At 40.1% G+C, this 18,744-nt stretch carries 15 protein-coding genes and 1 riboswitch; of the genes, 9 read left to right on the top strand and 6 right to left on the bottom strand.

Annotated features, from left to right (window positions below; genetic code table 11):
- Window positions 1-104 precede the first annotated feature (104 nt).
- The gene (locus tag GFC28_RS11750) at window positions 105-815 is read left to right on the top strand and encodes a DsbA family oxidoreductase (protein ID WP_044742573.1); all 711 of its coding nucleotides are present in this window, start codon (window positions 105-107) and stop codon (window positions 813-815) included.
- A gap of 174 nt (window positions 816-989) precedes the next feature.
- Here the strand turns inward: GFC28_RS11750 and GFC28_RS11740 are convergent, their stop codons facing one another.
- On the bottom strand, window positions 990-2,936 hold the full coding sequence (locus tag GFC28_RS11740) for a lipoteichoic acid synthase (RefSeq protein ID WP_172798691.1): 1,947 nt from the start codon (window positions 2,934-2,936) through the stop codon (window positions 990-992).
- 693 nt (window positions 2,937-3,629) lie between these two features.
- Window positions 3,630-3,995: a GNAT family N-acetyltransferase gene (locus GFC28_RS11735; RefSeq protein WP_335340430.1), complete on the bottom strand. Its 366-nt coding sequence runs from the start codon at window positions 3,993-3,995 to the stop codon at window positions 3,630-3,632.
- Window positions 3,996-4,130: 135 nt separating this feature from the next.
- Here GFC28_RS11735 and GFC28_RS11730 point away from each other — a divergent pair, with 135 nt between their 5' ends.
- From GFC28_RS11730 to ytaF, 3 genes are all read left to right on the top strand, one after another.
- Window positions 4,131-5,468 (top strand): TrkH family potassium uptake protein, encoded by a 1,338-nt coding sequence (locus GFC28_RS11730; RefSeq protein WP_369818781.1) that lies wholly within the window; start codon window positions 4,131-4,133, stop codon window positions 5,466-5,468.
- A gap of 151 nt (window positions 5,469-5,619) precedes the next feature.
- Window positions 5,620-5,763: riboswitch (cyclic di-AMP (ydaO/yuaA leader) on the top strand.
- A gap of 115 nt (window positions 5,764-5,878) precedes the next feature.
- Entirely contained in the window at window positions 5,879-7,708 is a 1,830-nt protein-coding gene (locus tag GFC28_RS11725; protein WP_044742569.1) for an APC family permease, read from the top strand.
- A 129-nt stretch (window positions 7,709-7,837) separates the two neighbouring features.
- Complete coding sequence (gene ytaF, locus GFC28_RS11720) at window positions 7,838-8,503, top strand: sporulation membrane protein YtaF (protein ID WP_044742568.1); 666 nt, start codon at window positions 7,838-7,840, stop codon at window positions 8,501-8,503.
- A 128-nt stretch (window positions 8,504-8,631) separates the two neighbouring features.
- Here the strand turns inward: ytaF and GFC28_RS11715 are convergent, their stop codons facing one another.
- Complete coding sequence (locus tag GFC28_RS11715; RefSeq protein ID WP_044742567.1) at window positions 8,632-8,844, bottom strand: hypothetical protein; 213 nt, start codon at window positions 8,842-8,844, stop codon at window positions 8,632-8,634.
- A gap of 116 nt (window positions 8,845-8,960) precedes the next feature.
- Between GFC28_RS11715 and GFC28_RS11710 the strand changes: the two genes are divergently transcribed.
- Window positions 8,961-9,929: a sporulation protein gene (locus GFC28_RS11710; RefSeq protein WP_044742566.1), complete on the top strand. Its 969-nt coding sequence runs from the start codon at window positions 8,961-8,963 to the stop codon at window positions 9,927-9,929.
- A 526-nt stretch (window positions 9,930-10,455) separates the two neighbouring features.
- On the opposite strand, the gene GFC28_RS11705 is transcribed toward GFC28_RS11710, so the two are convergent.
- Together GFC28_RS11705 and GFC28_RS11700 are read right to left on the bottom strand one after the other, a co-directional pair.
- Window positions 10,456-10,920: a DinB family protein gene (locus GFC28_RS11705; RefSeq protein ID WP_044742565.1), complete on the bottom strand. Its 465-nt coding sequence runs from the start codon at window positions 10,918-10,920 to the stop codon at window positions 10,456-10,458.
- Between the two features lie 534 nt (window positions 10,921-11,454).
- Entirely contained in the window at window positions 11,455-12,456 is a 1,002-nt protein-coding gene (locus GFC28_RS11700) for an acyltransferase family protein (RefSeq protein ID WP_044742564.1), read from the bottom strand.
- 1,626 nt (window positions 12,457-14,082) lie between these two features.
- Between GFC28_RS11700 and GFC28_RS11690 the strand changes: the two genes are divergently transcribed.
- The 4 genes from GFC28_RS11690 to GFC28_RS11675 all read left to right on the top strand — a co-directional run bounded on the left by GFC28_RS11690 (window position 14,083) and on the right by GFC28_RS11675 (window position 17,667).
- Window positions 14,083-14,817 (top strand): DUF6426 family protein, encoded by a 735-nt coding sequence (locus GFC28_RS11690; RefSeq protein WP_044744739.1) that lies wholly within the window; start codon window positions 14,083-14,085, stop codon window positions 14,815-14,817.
- A 147-nt stretch (window positions 14,818-14,964) separates the two neighbouring features.
- Entirely contained in the window at window positions 14,965-15,222 is a 258-nt protein-coding gene (locus GFC28_RS11685; protein WP_044744740.1) for a hypothetical protein, read from the top strand.
- A 733-nt stretch (window positions 15,223-15,955) separates the two neighbouring features.
- Window positions 15,956-16,597 carry a hypothetical protein gene (locus GFC28_RS11680; RefSeq protein WP_044742013.1) on the top strand — a complete coding sequence of 214 codons (642 nt, stop codon included), beginning with the start codon at window positions 15,956-15,958 and terminating at the stop codon, window positions 16,595-16,597.
- A 722-nt stretch (window positions 16,598-17,319) separates the two neighbouring features.
- A complete protein-coding gene (locus tag GFC28_RS11675) occupies window positions 17,320-17,667 on the top strand; it encodes a hypothetical protein (RefSeq protein WP_052660921.1) in 348 nt (115 codons plus the stop codon).
- Window positions 17,668-18,161: 494 nt separating this feature from the next.
- Here the strand turns inward: GFC28_RS11675 and GFC28_RS20280 are convergent, their stop codons facing one another.
- Window positions 18,162-18,245, bottom strand: coding sequence for a putative holin-like toxin (locus GFC28_RS20280; RefSeq protein ID WP_366845683.1), 84 nt, complete (start codon window positions 18,243-18,245; stop codon window positions 18,162-18,164).
- Window positions 18,246-18,744 lie beyond the last annotated feature (499 nt).

Genomic DNA, 18,744 nt, shown 5'->3' with positions numbered 1-18,744 from the left:
TTCTTTTTGTGCTTGGCCAGCATCTGATGACAAACAAAGGAGTTGAACAGATTTTGGATGATTCGCTACAATAGACAATACAGATTGAATGTGGAGGAGATCCAATGAAAATTGAAGTATGGTCAGATTTTGTCTGTCCGTTTTGCTATATTGGAAAACGGAGATTAGAGCAAGCACTTGAGCAACTTTCGTATAAAGACCAAATTGAAGTTATTTTTCGCAGCTTTGAGCTAGATCCGAATGCAAAAACACAAGATGATATGACGATTGTGGAGCATCTGGCTGAGAAGTATGGCATTTCCACCGAAGAAGCAAAACGAATAACTGACAATGTGGCCAAGCAGGCAGAATCTGTTGGGTTAGTGTTTCGTTTTGAGAAAATGAAGCCATTGAACACATTCGATGCTCATCGCCTCGCTCAATATGCGAAAAAGCAGGGGAAGATGAGCGAAATGGCTGAAAAGCTGTTTTATGCCTACTTTACTGATTCTCGAGAGATCAGTGATCATCATGTGCTAGCAGAGCTTGCTGAAGCCATTGGCTTGAAGGGGGAAGAAGTAAAGCAGATGCTTAAAACAGAACAGCATGCCGAAGAGGTAAGAAGTGATGAGGCAGAAGCGCAACGCTTCGGTGTAAGAGCCGTTCCTTTTTTTGTTGTGAATCGCCAGTATGCGATTTCAGGAGCTCAGCCGACAGAGATATTTGTGCAAGTTTTGCAAAAAGCATGGGAGGAGCAGCAGTCTTCATCTCGAAAAGAGATCGCGCCAAATGACGGCGCAGCTTGTGAAAATGGCAGCTGTTCGCCGCGTTCATGAAAAAATTCATGCTGAAAGCGCTGATTCAAGGCTATATGGCCGTCCTCCTACAGTTATTATCGATCGTGAAAAAACGGGGCTCGGTTTTGACAGAACCGTCTGTTTTCAGCAAGGCCGTGTTCATTGTTTCTATAAAACATCATGGAAAAAAGGGAGCTTTACACAGCTCCCTTTTTATTTTTGCTCTATTTTTTCTTCTTTTTTTTCTTCGTAATTATTGTAGTCGTATTTTGTTCGATCGACTGGCTTAAATCCTTTCGGTGTATAAAAGCGCAATAGATCTTCATAGACGACTTTATCAGAAAGGCTTAATTTTGTTCGTACAATTTGTTCGTCACGTTCGATCTCTTTATTTTTCTCAATCGGTTCGCCTGTTGGCGTTTCATAATATTTTCCATTGATTGCTGTAACGGTCGGAGTGACGAAATCACCATTACGGAATGGCACAATTTGTTGATGATCTGGCGACAATAGATCCGTACCGAATTGAATATAATTTTTCGTGTCAATTCCTAATAAATGAAGCACTGTTGGCAATAAATCGATTTGTCCGCCATATTGGTGCATCACGCCGCCTTTTACTCCCGGAACACGGATAAATAACGGTACTCGTTGCAATTGTGCATGTTCAAAAGGAGTAATTTCTTTACCAATCACTTGCGACATGGCTTCATTGTGATTTTCAGAAATGCCGTAATGGTCTCCATACAAGATGATGACCGAGCGATCATACAAACCAGACTGCTTCAAATAATCGAAGAACTCTTTGATCGCTTCATCTAAATATCGAGCCGTTTGGAAATAACGGTCTACTGAACCATCACCTGTTGTCGCAGGCTGAATCGTTGCTTCCTTATCATTAATCAAATAAGGGAAGTGGTTGGACAACGTAATAAATTTAACATAGAACGGTTCTTTTAATGTTTGCAACAACGGTATGGACTCTCTAAAGAACGGCTTGTCTTTTAAACCATAGTTTAACACGTCTTCGTCATTCATATCATAGTAGCTTGCATCAAAGAAATGGCTAAATCCGAACGATTTATAAATTTCGTTGCGGTTCCAAAATGTTTTATAGTTGCCGTGGAATACCGCAGATGTATAGCCAAGCTGGCTTAAAATCGCAGGCGCTGCTTGGTACGTATTTTGTCCTTTTGTTGTAAATACCGATCCTTGTGGCAAGCCAAATAAGGAGTTCTCTAGCATAAATTCAGCATCAGACGTTTTCCCTTGTCCAGTCTGATGGAAAAAGTTATCAAAATACATGGTGTTAGGGTCGCGTGTTAACGAATTTAAAAACGGCGTAACTTCCTGTCCATTTAATTTGTAGTTAATGAGGAAGTTTTGGAATGACTCTAAATGAATATAGATGACGTTCATTCCTTTTGCTTTACCAAAATACTCAGGATTAGGCTTTGCATAAGTCGCTTGCACATGGTTCAGTACGGTCGTGACATCGCTCTTATTCGCAAATGCGCGTTGTGTCGATGACTTCATGCTTTGAATCGCATCATAAATCACATAGTTATACATACCCAAATATTTGACAATATAGTTACGGTCAAACGTTCTTGTTAGCAGCTGCGGACGGTCAATTTCCGCTAGCGCCAAGTTGGTAACAAACGTAAAAATGGCGGTAGCAAACAGCAAGTTCTTTTTATAGCGCTCTAAGAAAATAGGCTGTAATTTTGTGCGCTGTTTAATAATAACAGCAGCGATAATGATGGTATCTAAGAAATAAATAAAATCGTACCATTTTAACAGCTCTAATACACTTCCGCCTAAGCTGCTGAAATTGTTCGTCTGCGTTAGAGTCGGAAATGTAATAAAGTCGCTGAAAAAGCGATAGTATACAATGTTGGCGTATAAAATAAACGACAAAACAAAATCAATCAAAATCAGCCAAATATATGAACGCTTTCCTTTAGCCAACAAAGACAGACCTAAGAAGAAAAGCGCCGAACTGACGGGATTTATAAACAGCAACCACTGTTGCATAGAGTTGCTGATGCCTAGATTGAATTCCATTCGATAGGCAGTATATGTTTTCATCCAAAACAATAAAACCGCTAATGCAAAAAAGCGGAGGTGTGAGTCGGATATGCGCTGGAACCATCGCATAACACTACTACTGATCCCCTTCATCTTTTTATTCACCTCTATTTTCTCTTATTCTCTCATTCTAGATTTTTAATATATGGAGCACGAATTGCATTTATGACCAATTGCTGAGATTTATATATAAATGTCTAACTACTATATTATACAGGAAAACGCTCATGTCAACTAGCATAAAGTTGTGAATATTCTTTAAAACAACGAAGCAGATGGCCATTAAGCAGCAAATATTCTTTGTTTTTAGAGCATTTAAACGTTCAGCATAAAAAGTTGGGTCGTTCCCTTGTGGAATAATTTACCTCAAACAAAATGAAAAAGCAACTATTATACATGTGAATATTTACATCAATATGAAATTTGCCTGTTTTTTTGCGATCAACGGATTAGACAACATGGCTTATAGACAAATCAATGTGTCTGGAAGCGTCTGGTTGTTCGATTTTGGGTCGCGCTGGAGCGTAACCGAGACAAGTCACGGATTTGTCTCCAACTATCGAGAATATGGAATTCGGTTTTTGAGTATATGTCCCATCTTTTAGTTGTATCTAAACATAGGATTCGCGGGAGATCGTGATGCTTAAAAATGAGGATTGCCAATCTTGCATTTATCATAGTTTGGCAAGCAAAACTCGTCGCGAATGGGAATATCATCCTATCCATTCAATGGGCTGCTTGGTTTTAAGCGCCTTGCCTTTTCTACAGTATTGGGAAATACTTGAATAATCGGATCTCCTCTGTTTTGATAAAACCGCAAGTTGTGATCAGTTCCATACGGCGACAGCCTTGTTTTTGAGCAAACATTTCCAATGTCGTCAATAAAGCAGTGCCTATTCCTTTTCCCTCTTCGCGGCTGTCTAATGAAACAATTTTACAAACAGCTTCTTTCATAATATATGTGAGAAGTCCTGCAATGTCTCCGCAATGATTAAGTGCAGCAAATCCATTCAGTGTGCTCCATTCGTATATTCCTATGGAAACGACCATGGTTGAGCTGCCCCGGTGTTCGCTGAAAAAGCGTTGGACGGATTTAGGATCAAGCTGATGAATCGAAACGATCTTCATCTTTCCACTCCTTGTTATTCTTTGCTAAAATCATGGTACAAGACAGATGCATTTTTTGGTATATTTTTGACATGTATGATGAAGGGTAAGGAGTATCAGCCTATAGGTGTGACTAAGGGAGGAAGGCATAACATGATGAATATGAGAAGATATATATTTGACCCTCCGAAAGTGCTAGTGGCGGGTTTTGCACTCATTATTTTGCTAGGTGCAACGCTATTAACGCTTCCGGTTGCTACAAACGATGGCAAGGGGCTTCCGTGGATTGATGCTTTATTTACAGCGACATCAGCAACCTGCGTGACAGGGCTTGTCGTAGTGGATACAGGAACGACGTTTACGTTATTTGGACAGCTGGTGATTTTAGCTTTAATTCAGGTTGGCGGTTTAGGGTTTATGACCTTTGCCACATTTTTTGCTTTTTTAATCGGCAAACGCATCTCATTAAAAGAGCGGCTTCTGCTTCAAGAAGCATTAAATAACTTGTCAATTGAGGGAATCGTCCGGCTTGTCAAACGGATATTGGTGTTTACAGTAGTCATCGAATTGATTGGGGGGCTGCTGTTGACGATTCGCTTTGCCTTCGATATGCCTCTAGCAAAGGCGTTTTATTTTGGAATGTTTCATGCCATTTCCAACTTTAATAATGCTGGATTTGATTTAATGGGCGAATTTCGCAGCCTGACAGGATACGTCGAGGACCCTGTTGTCACTCTTGTCGTATGTGCATTAATTACGCTTGGCGGAATCGGGTTTATCGTTATGAACGAAATATATGAATACCGACAAACGCGCCGCTTTTCGCTGCATACCAAATTAGTTTTGATAACGAGCGGCCTGCTTGTTGTGTTCGGTACGCTGTTTATTTTTTTATTGGAGTTTCATAACTCCAAAACATTGCAACCGTTGTCCCCGTTGGGGAAATTTTTGGCATCCCTTTTTCAAGCCGTAACACCGCGAACTGCTGGAGCGAACACATTAAACATTCCGGATTTAACGCAGCCTACGCTGTTTCTCATTATTTTCCTTATGTTTGTCGGGGCATCGCCAGGGTCGACAGGTGGAGGAATTAAGACCACAACTTTTGTAACCCTTTTAGGGGCGGTTTGGTCGCAAATTAAGGGAAAAGAAGATGTTACTTTCTTTAAGAAACGGATTGTTTATGACACGATTTATAAGGCATTGACCGTGACATTAAGCGGTTTATTTATCGTCATAGTAATTACAATGCTGTTAACGATTACAGAGCCCGGCAAAGATTTTTTAATGATTTTATTTGAGGCCACATCAGCGTTTGGTACGGTTGGTTTGTCGATGGGATTGACCCCGCAGCTGTCTCCGATCGGAAAGGTGTTGATTATGTTAACGATGTTCGCCGGCCGTGTAGGTCCGTTGACGATTGCTTATGCTGTTACGTTGCATCGCAAGCCCGATCCGTTTCGTTATCCAAAGGGGAGAATTATGATTGGATAAAAAACGTTAAAAATCAAAGCAAGCGTGAGAAAACAGCAAAAATAAAAGTAAAACGACAATAAAATACGGTTATTCCTTCCAAATCTCTTCTTTTTGCTTCTTTACAATAAAAATCGAAGAGAGTAAGATAACACCTATAATTCATAGATACATGCATGAATCGCTGAATCCGTTATGGAGCGGGGGAACCAATATTGTAACCATTTTGTTACTTGGGGTGAATCCTTAAATAGGAGGGGCTACTCTCATAGTCCCAACCCGACAGCTAACCTCGTAAGCGTTTTGGGAGGGATGTGGAGCGCGCTGTGCAACCGTTAAGGACATCCTTGACGGTTTTTTGCGCTTTTGGAAATTCTATGTGTAAGCATAAAAAGTTCATGAGAAACCGATCGTTAAAAGGAGTAGAAATAATGGCGTCATTAAAACGTTTATTAATTGGTTCGCCGATGGAGACGAAGCGGCTGAAGCATGAGAAATTGCCGAAATGGAAAGCGTTGGCTGTATTCTCATCTGATGCTCTATCATCGGTTGCGTATGCAACAGAGGAAATTTTGCTTGTGCTGATGTTGTTAGGAACGAGCGTGTTTTTCTATTCGTTGCCGATTGCGTTAGCGATTATAGTGCTGCTTTTGCTTGTCACACTATCTTATCGGCAAATTATTTATGCCTTCCCTTCAGGCGGGGGCGCCTATGTGGTGGCGCGGGATCATTTGGGCACGACGACAAGCTTGGTCGCTGGTGCAGCGCTCATGATTGATTACGTTCTTACGGTGGCTGTTAGCATTAGCTCTGGTGTTGCGGCGCTTACATCGGCTTTTCCCGCTTTGCTTTCTTGGAAAGTCGAAATCGCCGTACTTCTTGTACTATTGCTTATGATTTTAAATCTTCGCGGCATTACAGAATCCGCCACTGTCTTTGCGTATCCGACGTATTTGTTTATTATTTCTGTACTTGTGTTAATAGCTGTTGGCGGATGGCAGCTTTGGCATGAAGGGTGGAACGGATTTAATCATAAAGAGCATGCTTCTTTTGAACATTTCTTTACATCTGGATATAGCATGTTTATTTTGTTTCGAGCGTTTGCATCCGGATGTTCAGCTATGACAGGAGTAGAGGCCATTAGTAACGGCGTTCCCTCCTTTAAGCCGGATTGCTCCAAAAATGCGGCGCTTACGATGGGATGGATGTCTGTTTTATTGGGGACGATGTTTTTAGGGATAACGATTTTAGCTACAGGCTTTGGGGTAACACCTGTAGAGCATAAAACCGTTATTTCACAGATCGGTCATCATGTGTTTGGCAACAGCCTATTCTTTTATTTATTTCAGCTGATTACGATGCTTATTTTAGTTTTGGCGGCGAATACAAGCTTTGCTGGGTTTCCGCAGCTGGCATCCATTATTGCAAATGATCGATTTTTGCCAAGAAGCTTAGCAGCACGCGGAGATCGTCTAGTGTTTTCAAACGGTATTATTTTGCTTAGCGTATTAGCGATTCTTTTAATCATCTTGTTCCAGGGAGAAACTCATTCACTCATTCCACTTTACGCTGTTGGGGTTTTCCTCTCCTTTACGATCGGGCAGGGAGGAATGGTGAAAAAATTATGGAAGGATAAGAAGCGTGCTACTACATTAGCTATGACGATGGCGGGTATGATTGCAACAGGATTGGTAACGATTATTACGATTGTGGCTAAGTTCACGCAAGGAGCATGGCTTGTGATCTTGTCTATTCCGCTTCTCGTCATGATGTTTTACCGAATTCGTTCTCACTACGATAAGTTGGGCGAACAGTTAAAGCTTGACGAGCAAGAATGGGAGAGCCGAGAAAAGGTGATGAAACCAAAAGTGGTCATTCCGATTTCAGGAGTGAGTAAACTGGTAGCCCAGTCAATTCAATATGCGAGAAGTATTTCTGGGGATATTACCGCTATCTCCATTGTCTTTCATGAGGAAGAGGAGCAAAAGCTGCGCGCGAAATGGGAGAGATTTTATCCAAATATTGAATTAAAGGTCATTTATTCACCATATCGGACGATTCTTTCACCGATGCTCGACTATATTAGCCAACTGGAAAAAGAGACAATGGGAGCTCCTATTACAATTTTAATGCCGCAATTCATTGTGAAAAAATGGTGGCATGCGCTGTTGCATAACCAGACAGCCATTTTCTTGCGTTTCTTTTTGATTCTGAAAAAGGATATTGTCATTGCTACATTGCCATATCACTTAAAAGAATAGCTGCAGGAAATGTCGAGGCAGGGAAAAATATTTCCCCGGAAATCGAACAGTGTCGAATATGGTATATAGAGTATGAACGAGTTTCCCTTGCGATTGGTGATGCATATAGTATCGCAGGGGGAACGAACAATGCTAAAATATGTATCTATGGTGATGTTGGCTTTAGCGGTAAGCCTAGATAGCTTGAGTGTTGGCGTGACATATGGGCTGCGGAAGATGAAGTTCCCGCTCTCATCCATGATTGTCATTGCTCTGTTTTCTGGCGCCATGCTGCTAGTATCCATGTACGTCGGAACATTTCTTATACCATGGCTGCCTGTTCGGGTCGAGCAATCGTTGGCTGCATTCATTTTAATTGCGCTAGGTGTATGGGCGATTTACAATGTATTAAAGAAGCGTGAAGATGAGCTTGAAGAGGCGATGTCTGAATCACCTGCCACTTCAAAAACAGTGAGAATATGGCGTGTTCATTTGAAGCGATTTGGGATTGTCATCCAAGTACTGAAGCGCCCTTCATTAGCCGATCTTGATGGATCAGGCAGCATCAGTGCAAAAGAAGCGATGCTTATCGGTTTCGCGTTATCAATGGATGCGTTCGGTGCCGGCCTAAGCGCTTCATTTCTTGGATATCAGCCGCTTGTTCTTGCTTTGCTCGTATCTTTCATGAACGTAGTCTTTATTCGTTTTGGCCTGAAAGCAGGCTACAAATTTTCGAATGTGAAAATCATGAAAAAAGCGACAATGGTCCCGGGAATGATTTTAATTTTTCTCGGGTTGATGAAAATGTTTGTGTAGCCTAAAAAATCCTAAAGGCCTTGCTGCCTTTAGGATTTTTTGAATCTTGCTTTTGGAGAGCATAAGTGTTCCGTTATATTTATCCATCGTAGAAATCGGATGGAGCGAATAGTTTTCGGAAAAGAAAGTCATGGATTTTTTCGGCACCCGAAAGCAAACGTTACCGTGTTTTTGCTAACCAAATATGTAAAAGAGCCATAGGCAACGCGCTGTTTCATAATGAACGCCTGAAAGCGGTATTGCCCGAACATTCGCTTGCTTAAAATCAGCCTGAATTTTACATGCTTAAAAGCTAAGTTTCGTTTGGCTAACCTGCCTGCCGTTGATTGAACATCATCCATCAAAAGTCTCCCGCCTCTTAACGAAGTGGGGATGGGGGAGTTTTTATTCGTTCGCTTGAATCCTTCTTTTGCCTTCGTTCGTAAACAAAATAGCATAATCATGAGGAGGGTAAAGCATGTTTAAGAAACTATTGTCGAAGCTCGGTGTGGGCTCTGCAAAAGTGAATCTTATTTTACAGCAGCCCCATGTGCGACTTGGCGAAAAGATAGAAGGAGAGTTTATCATTGAAGGAGGAACGGTAGAACAGCATATCCGCAAACTCGATGTGGAACTGCATCTTATTGTACGTCATAACGGCCAAGAATATCGCCGCGCAGTAGCAGTCATTCCGGTTGCTCCGTCATTTACTGTGCATGCAGGAGAGAGAAAAGTATGGCCGTTTTCTTATATCGTTCCGCTTCATTTACCGATTACACGCTACAGCGTTGATTATATATTTGTTACACGTCTTGATATAGCTGATGGAGTCGATGCGATGGATAAAGATGCTGTGCGGATTTTGCCGCCAGCTCCATTGGAAAAGCTGTTTGCCGCATTGGACAAGCTCGGTTTTCGGGAAAAAGCGGATTCTGGAAAAATCACTACGTATGGCCAGGAGTTTGCGTTTTTCCCAGTAGGAGAGTTTCGCGGCATCATTCAAGAAGTGGAATGTTTCGTTTTCTTTGAAGAACAGGGACTGCGCTTGCAGCTGGAAGTAGATGTGTTAAGCGGATCTTATGGCTATGGGGAGATAGAATTAAAACGGGATATCTTTTTCACATATGATGAAATGAATGAGGAAGAAGCCGTTATGCAAAAGCTTCGTTTATTATTGCAGGAAATGGTGCAACAGCCTCGTGTTCATCCCAGTGTCCATTCCGCTCCTTTTTATCCGCAGGCTGCTCCATACAGCTCTCATTCCGCACGCCATTCTCACGGAATGATGGGGGCGATTGGCGGATTTGCGGCCGGAATGCTTGCGGGCATGGTGGCGGAAGAACTGCTTGATGATGTCATAGACAATGCCTTTGATCTGGATGATGGAGTAGAAGATATCGTGGATGATTGGTTGGACGGGGATGATGATGGCGGCGATTGGCTGTGATGAACGGAACGGTACAGGTTCATTTTATGCTTTTCGCTTATTGATTGAAATGTGAACGCAAGTGGTGAGTGATTCATTAGCCCTTTGTCTTTTGGCTAGTGAATGGCATATAATCTAGCCAAATGCACGTTCACCATGAATCAGAGAAGCGCTTGGCAGGAAAAGGGGACGGACGGCCAAGCGCTTTAACATGTAGAGAAATAAGCAAGCACGGTTATTTATGAACGGCGCCGCATTTTTTAGTGACGTTTTTCTCCATTTTTATATATATAGTAAATGGCGATGGGCCGATTGTTATGAGGTGGAGAAAAACATGAATACCCACATCCGCCATTTGGCATGGCATAAGACACTAGAGCTGCATGAATGAATGGGTGAATAAAAAAGCCATTTTGTTCAGTCTTCTGTTTCATAAATAACGTGGCAGGAGGGCAAGTCTATAGACTTGCCCTTTGTTATCGGTTTTACAAAGATGGCTTATGATGATAGGAATGCCAACCATGTTTTTCGCTCAAACCATTCTTGGCTAACCACGTTTAATGAAGAATGGAAGCGTTTCGTGCCCCATTTCGCGCACATAGACAAACAGTTGGCCTTTATGGTGGATTTCGTGGTCCATGGCTGTTTGCAGAAACTGGGCAACAGAAAAAGGCGCGCCAAACATTTGGGTTAGATCAAGCGTACGCTCAAAATCCTCATCTGTTAAAGATTCTAACAAGTTTTTTGTTTTTTCTGTGTACACTTCCGCTAGCTTACGAAGGTCGGTTTCATTTTCTTCGATTTTTTCAGTCAATACCCTCGGATTTCCTTCTTTCGCTGTTTGAGCGAACTGATAGAAGGTAAACAGCATATGGGTAGCCAGTTCCTTTGCTGACATAGAAGTTGGCGCCGGTTTGTAATCGTAACGCTCAGGCTCAATTTTTTGAATGAGCTCGACCGTTACATGGCGATGTGATAAAAAGTATTGGACAAATTGCTGAGCGCGGCTCATAAACTGTCTCTCCTTTGATCATCAAATTTTTCTTAGCTTTATGTTAAAATGAAAATCAGCTTTTTGCAAAAAATAGGTTTTCGATTGGGCTCATTTGGCTTGGAAATAAGGGGATGCTCTTTGTTTCGTTGACCGGTTATGTGTTTTGGTTAGGGGAATTTTGCCTTTGTTCGTTCGTAACACGCAAGGATTGATCATGGAATCTGCAGCTTTTTCACAAAAGCGGTTTTACACGGTGTTCATCCTTCTGATTGTATGGATCTGGGATTGGATGTGCAAGGTTTGCCTGCTTAGGAAAAGGCTCAGACAAAAGGTTAGTTTTTAAAAAACACATGGCGATCGTTTGCTGAGTTTTGCCATCTAAATGGAGGAGGATGCGGAATGAAGATACATATCGTTTTTAGCAAGCAACGGCAGGAGGACTAGAAGTGGCGAGATGGAAATAACGGGAGGATATTTAAGAGGAGTGAAATATAAGCAGGGCGCTGCGGGGATTTACAGAGGAATCCTTGATCCCCGCAACATTTCTGCTTATCATCGAGACAGCAGCTGCTTTTTCAAAGGAATGCGGCATTCTGCAATCGGTTTGACGATACGAATGACGGGTCTGCTTCCCAGTAAAAATATCAGGGCTATTGAAATAATGATTAGTAACGGATAGCCGTTAATTTTAGCAATGATATCCGGAAAAGGCGTCGCGTCGTGCAAATATTTTAAAATAAACCCATGCAAAATATACACATAGAACGTTCTCGTCCCAAGCGTAGAAATGGTCAACTTTCTTTCCGGAATCAGTGCCAGAAAACAAAACGTCATGAAAAAGCTAGCCATATACAGAAGCAGCTTAAAGAGAACGCCTGTTTCCTCGCTGACGCCTAAGGTCGTGTAGGATTTGGAACCGTACAACCATTCTGCAGATGAGCTAGGAGCCATCCAGTAAATGACCAGAAAAGCGCATAATAAAGCGACTCCTGCTGCGAGGCGAAAGCGCTTTTCCAACAGAATCGAAAAATGCTTCTTTTTCAGCAAAAAGCCAAATAAGAAAAACGGAAAAAACGTAAATGTACGAGACAAGCTTAAAAACTTTTCCACATCGGTAAATCCGATAAGAATCCCTAGCAATATGGTTAAACCAATCGAATAGATTTTCGGCAGCTTCGCGAAAAGATACAGCATCACATTCCACGTAAACAAGCTTAATAAAAACCATAGCCCCCAATGCGGAACAAGAAAATCTAAAGAAAGATCGTCTTGTTCATACAAGAAGGCATAGTAAAGGGAATAAATCAGCTGGAAAACAAAATACGGAAGCAGAATTTTCTTGGCCATCTTTTTTAAATAGCCTTTTTTATGGAAGTTTTTTGAGAAATATCCTGAAATCAAAACAAACGCCGGCATATGAAATAAGAAAATCCAAACATACACACTATGGACCAATTCGTTTTTTTCGATATACGGACGCAGAAAATGTCCTAAAACTACCAAAAAAATCAGAAAGAGTTTCGCATTATCAAAATAATAATCTCGCTCTTTCATTTTTGCCTCCTAATCCATATTTTTATTGAAGATGTACGGCATAGGTTCATCATATAAAACCTATTCTAACATAAATTTTCACAAAGAAACTGTGCATTTGCTTCTAGGAAGAATGTGCTAAATGATTCATGCAACTTGGAAAATAGACAAAATTTCGGAATAATGCGGTACTTCTGTACTGTAAAAACAGGATATCTTTTGCTTGATGGCTACCCGTCATTTTCATGGCAGTGAGAGGTTGGATGATTTCGAGCTTTGTCACGCGAATACATAACGAAGGCAAGTCTACAGAAAGGTTTTTGATTGTCAAGTTTCCAGCGCAAGGATCTTCTAACGACAGATGTGTTGATGATCCAATAAGAATCAATGGCCATCGCTTTTGTTAAGTCCGATCAGTCTGTATTTTTTAGTAAAATAAAGTACAATCCACCCTTGTGATATGCATATTCGATCAAATGCTCAACTGTTCTAGGCATGTATTCTCTTTTGCAAAGCCCTGTTTGGCTGCTTTCATGACTCTTCTTTAACGCTCCATTAAGTTTCAATTTTTAATGTATCAGCCTTCATTATTATTTCTCCCTTGGCCCAGTTACAAATAGAGACTGTTAACTCAAATGAGATAGGAGCAGAAATGAAGTTAACAGCAAAAATTGTAAAAGACGATTCTGAAATGAAAGCAGTGGAAGCAAGAGAGAATAAAAACACGTACATCGCTACTTAACTATAAAAAACAGATGGATGGACTATTGAAATATATGATTTGAACGGGTTTAAGTCTTCAGTCGATACATTTATGAGTAATAAAGTCAAATGGCAGCTAAAGTGGGCAGTGGAGTTATTGGCTTTGTCGTTACATTATATCTAGCGCCAGAACCTACGTGGTCCAAAATATTAGCGGGTTTATTAACTGAAGACTCAGCTTCAATTGCTTATGCAGAAGGTAAAGCCATATAGAATGCGTATATGGATTCCAAATATTACTTGGCAAGAGTGAAGGTTTAGCATATATACAGGAGTAAGGGGGGATTTGGTATGTGGATAGAAATAACAATACTTCCTATATTGTTCCCCCCTTATTCGATCATAGCGGTACAGAAAGTCCGAGCCGGAAGCTTCTCTCTTTTACTTACCGTTTGGATGTTTTTAGCTTTTGGCGGAATCATTGTTTACCTTATAATCTGGCATCTCTATTTAACAGGAGACATAAATCGGCTTCCTGCTCATAAATGACCATTCCGATGATGTCGGGGGGCGAAAGAAGTGTCACTGCTGCAAAAACAGCCATACGTCATCGCTGCTGATCCTCCATTTTTCTCGACACCTTCGCTTTGGCCGTATTTGCGATCCGCTTTTTTTCTGTGACTCATTCGCCATATTCCCCTTATTCCGTTTGCCATTACCGGATCGTGCTGGTTGTTGTTATTGATCTCTTATCATTCTAAGTATATGCCGCCTAGCGGAGCCTTTCCGTTGGGGGGTTTTGAGTTGGGACGAATGAAAATATAGGTATTTTCCGCGATCAAAATTGTGGAAAATACGGATGTTTTTTCTTGATTAGTTTGATATAGTTAAGATAAAGTCGGCCGACCTAGCACACCAATTATTTCTAGGGAGAGGGAATTAACGGTGATTACAAGGTTTCTAAAATTACTATTTACCTTTTCGTTGGTCTTTGGTTTGTTATTAGGAGGCAGTATCAGCACTTTTGCAGAAAATGAGAATTCTAATTCTGACTGCTTATTAAGTGAAGAAATAAATGCTAAATGGAGTAAAGCTTTGGAGGATGCCAAAGAATCCGAAGTTGTTGAATCTCAAAATGGAAATACTGTTGTTGAAATAACAGATCCGGAAGTGCTCAAAAAATTAGAACCTTCTACTTCTGATCAGGGAGCGAAAAAATTAGTGGGTGTTGCGGTGGCATACATTCAAACTGAAAATGAATCTTTTTTAAAAAATAATTCTATAGTGACACCTCAATGGGCAAGTGGTTACTATTTAAAGAATATTAGTAGTGGAGAGGCGTGCGGTACTAAAATCATTAGACAATCTACTTTTGCAGGACCAGCGACTGCTACATTAAGTGTAAAGGAAGGCGTTAATGCCTCATGGTCATCTAATACCAATGTGAGTGCTGAGGTAGTTTCGACAGGATTGGGATTTAATGTAACGAAGAGTTATGAGGTTTCTGATACTTATCAAATTAAAGTTCCATCAGGGAAAACATACACGATAGTGGCTAGGCCGTATTACCAAACCTATAATTTTGATGTTTGGTACGATCCGATTATTGGAAGCGATTATAAAGCAGGATATGGAAATGCATTTAAACCAATCGGAGTATGTTTTTATTACTATGAATAATAATTTACGGAAAATGCGTACTGAAGTAAGTTTCTCTATGAGAAATTTACTTCTGTTTTTTTATGGTTAATTTGGAATAAAATTTAATGTATAATTAAATTTATCTCGTATTGTTTTTGTATACAATGAAAAGGAGGAAGAGGGAGAATGAATATTTTAAAAGATCCTAATAAAATGAAATTTCTTTCATTAGTAGTGGCCCTTATTGGATTCATTTTGATTTTAAACAGTCCGAAATTGGGAAGTACATCCACTTCATCATGGGTCCGATCAATAGGGGGGAGTGTGGGATCGGACGAATATTTACAAATGTTAAAAGGATATATGGACTCTTATAGAATGATAGGAGCTATTTTATTATTTACAGGATTATTTTCTTTTTTCAATAACAAGGGGAATAGATAGAATGAAAAAAGAAAGGGGTTCACATTCCATAACATCTATTGTTCCCCCTATTAGATCATAGCGGTACAGAAAGTCCGAGCCGGAAGCTTCTCTCTTTTACTTACCGTTTGGATGTTTTTAGCTTTTGGCGGAATCATTGTTTACCTTATAATCTGGCATCTCTATTTAACAGGAGACATAAATCGGCCTCCTGCTCATAAATGACCATTCCGATGATGTCGGGGGGCGAAAGAAGTGTCACTGCTGCAAAAACAGCCATACGTCATCGCTGCTGATCCTCCATTTTTCTCGACACCTTCGCTTTGGCCGTATTTGCGATCCGCTTTTTTTCTGTGACTCATTCGTCATATCCACCTTATTCCGTTTGCCATTACTGGATCGTGCTGATGGTTGTTATTGATTTAAGCATATGCCGCCTAGCGGAGCCTTTCCGTTGGGCGGTTTTGAGTTGGGACGAATGAAAATATAGGTATTTTCCGCAATCAAAATTGTGGAAAATAAGGATGTTTTTTCTTGATTAGTTTGATATAGTTAAGATAAAGTCGGCCGACCTAGTACACCATTATTTCTAGAGGGGGGCATCATTGAGGTATAACCTTTTACTATCCAGGATCGTTTCGTACAAGATTTATTTTTAATAATTCTGTGTATCATATGCACAACCTAAGACAATCATTTCTCGATTACACTGTGTGATTGATAAAAGCTGAATTATAGAAAGGTGATGTTTAAATTGGTGAGAAATAAGAGATTAAGAAATTCTATAATTTTAGTTATGTTTTTCGCTATGATTTTAGCTCTGTTAACACCAATTGTGTCATTTGCAAAATCCTCCTCAGAGGAACAGTCGATCGAAGGTTTAATTTCTAAGGCTGATCCATTTGTTTATTTAGACTATAAATCGGAAAAATTTAAAATCAAGAAAGAAGCGAATAACGTTTTGACTAAGGTGGAAATTGGAAAAGTGGAAGAGATTATCAAAGATACAAATATGCAAATAAGTAAATATCGATCTGATTTGATTATAGATGGAAATAAATTTGTTGCTAAAATCGAGTCTAATGGGGATCTTCAAACATATTCTATCGATAAAAGTAAAAATTTTGATTGGGAATTTACTTGGTGGGGGCTCAGAGTGTATTGGTCGCATAAGTTTGTTGAGAAATTAAAAGAGAATATAGCATTATATGGTGCGGGGGTAGCTGCATTAAATGCAACGATTTCATATTTTATTAGTCCACCTGGATGGGTAACTAGCTTTGTTTCAGCAGTTGCAGGGATTGGATTATGGGGATTTATAAAACAAGATAAGGGATGTGGCGTATATTTAGATTGTTATCTTTATGTACCAACTGTATGGTATTCAGCTTGTTAATAAATTGATTTGTAAATGTTAAGAAAAGAAAACATATGTGGATTCATATCAAATTTTTTGGAACAAAAAAGTTAATTCTTTAGTGTTTACCTGTTTAAATATAGGAAAGTAATGACACTTGATATGGATCTATTGCGGACATGTTTTTAGCGAAAGGGGTGAGCAAGAACCCTTATTTTGCTAGGCAACAAATCTAACATGTCCGCCACTCCATATAAAGCCCGTACGGCTAATTTTGTAACTATGTTCCAATATGAAATAATGAGTTAATGTGCAAAACAAATAATTTGCAAATTTACAGTTGGAGCTTGATTATTTGAAGCAAGCAGGCTAATAATTGAGGTAACAAACTTGTCTCCTTTGTTTTGGATGTTGAGTGCGGTTATCTGAATGATGGCCAAAAACAATGGAGGTAGCATCCTTTTTTCTTCCAACTGTTGAAACGCAACGAAAAACGGTGATTGCTGAGGTTACACTTTTGATAATATCCAATAATACAAAGGTGGTTCTATATGAATAAATATAAACAATCAGCAATTTGGTTAGGAATCGCTATTATATTGTTAGTTATTTGGTTTATTACAAGATAGTTTTTTTGTTTATTGCAAAATACACATGATATTAAATAAATTTTTTAATGATTATAATAAATTGAGCACGTAGGTTATATGTAAATTTATTTGTATTCAATGATATAGAGATCAATCTCACGAATATGGAGAATGTGGGATGATGAGAAGGAAAGTTTTACAAGCTTTTTGTTTATGGCTGATTTTATTAGCAGCCTGCAGCTATCACAAGGAGAGCAAACCATTAAGCAAACCGGCGGATGCGAGGAAGTCCCTGCTCAAGCAGAAGAAACAAAAGAGGTGAATGGAGCACTCGAATCGGCTGATTCGCCTCATTCTCGTTTATCTTTGGGGCAGCAATTCCTTCCCCCTCATTTTTTAGTAAAAAAATTTACGGTTGAGGCCCATGATAAGTCGATCAAGCTGACGATTAACTATACTGTATCAGAAAGCTTGTATAAAGCTCTTGGGCAGTACAACGATTATTATTTTATGATTTAATATCCAGAAGAGCTCTCCCGTTACACGCATGTAAAGCAGTCCCAGCCTGTAAAGGGCCCTCTTCATGAAAATGGGCAGCTTTCCAATAGCCTTGTGATCGAATCTTCATGGAGCGCTGCGATCTCAGAAGCGTTGATTCAGAAATTACATAAAGGGGAATCTAGGTATAATCTGGTAATATTGGATCAAGAACGGTCGCCTATTCACATATTCAATGATGTTCAGTGGTATCAAACCTTTAGTAAAGATTTGAGTGGTACGGCGGACGAGGCGGGCATAGAATAAGATACATGGTGGAAAATGCTCTATTTTGCGCCGCATCGGCTTCCATTTTACCGAATGAATCATGTATAATATATATAAAAGATCTGTATAAATAAAATAAGGCCAAGGATGCTGCAACACCCTTGGCCCTGCAATAACACGGTTCCCTGCAAGGGGGATCAGCCATATGGGGAAATAGTCCACCGATGGGCTGCTAACTCAAGGGTGGGCTATTTCTTTTGGTGAAAGGATAGAATAGAAACGATTAAGCTTGCGAAAGCGATCGCAAACATTAACGCTTCAAACACCGTCATCGGCATCACCCCCTTTCTGAGGATAAAGGGGTTACATGCCGATCCACCCTTGAGTTCTCCCGTATTATTGCCTTTCTATTATACAATATATTTACAACTGTTGGAAACGGAAGATCGAGAAGATTGATGTTTTGTTTTGTAGAAATGTAGACAAGGGCCGTTTGATTTTTCGACATGGTTTACAGCAGTCCAACGACATGTGAAAGTACACGGCTGACCGTTGCCCTTTTGCCTCATGCTATGGGCAAAAACGCCAGCGAACACATGACATGTGTCTGATGAACATTCGCTGTTTGTTGGAAGTATGTCGGCGACCGCGGAAAAGCGGCGAATCAGATCGTTTTTACGGAGAGATACGGAGGAATCCATGTCTATTTTCAAGTTGTATTTATATAGATAATATTCTGCCCCTTGTTGATTTTTACGAAGTATACACAGAAGGGGCTTTGCGGCAAACGAAAAAAGATAGAATACTTGGTTAGCTAGAAAAAGAGGAAAA

The sequence above is a fragment of the Anoxybacillus sp. B2M1 genome, assembly GCF_001634265.1.
Lineage (GTDB): Bacteria > Bacillota > Bacilli > Bacillales > Anoxybacillaceae > Anoxybacteroides > Anoxybacteroides rupiense.
This window is presented reverse-complemented; position numbering and strand designations above follow the sequence as displayed.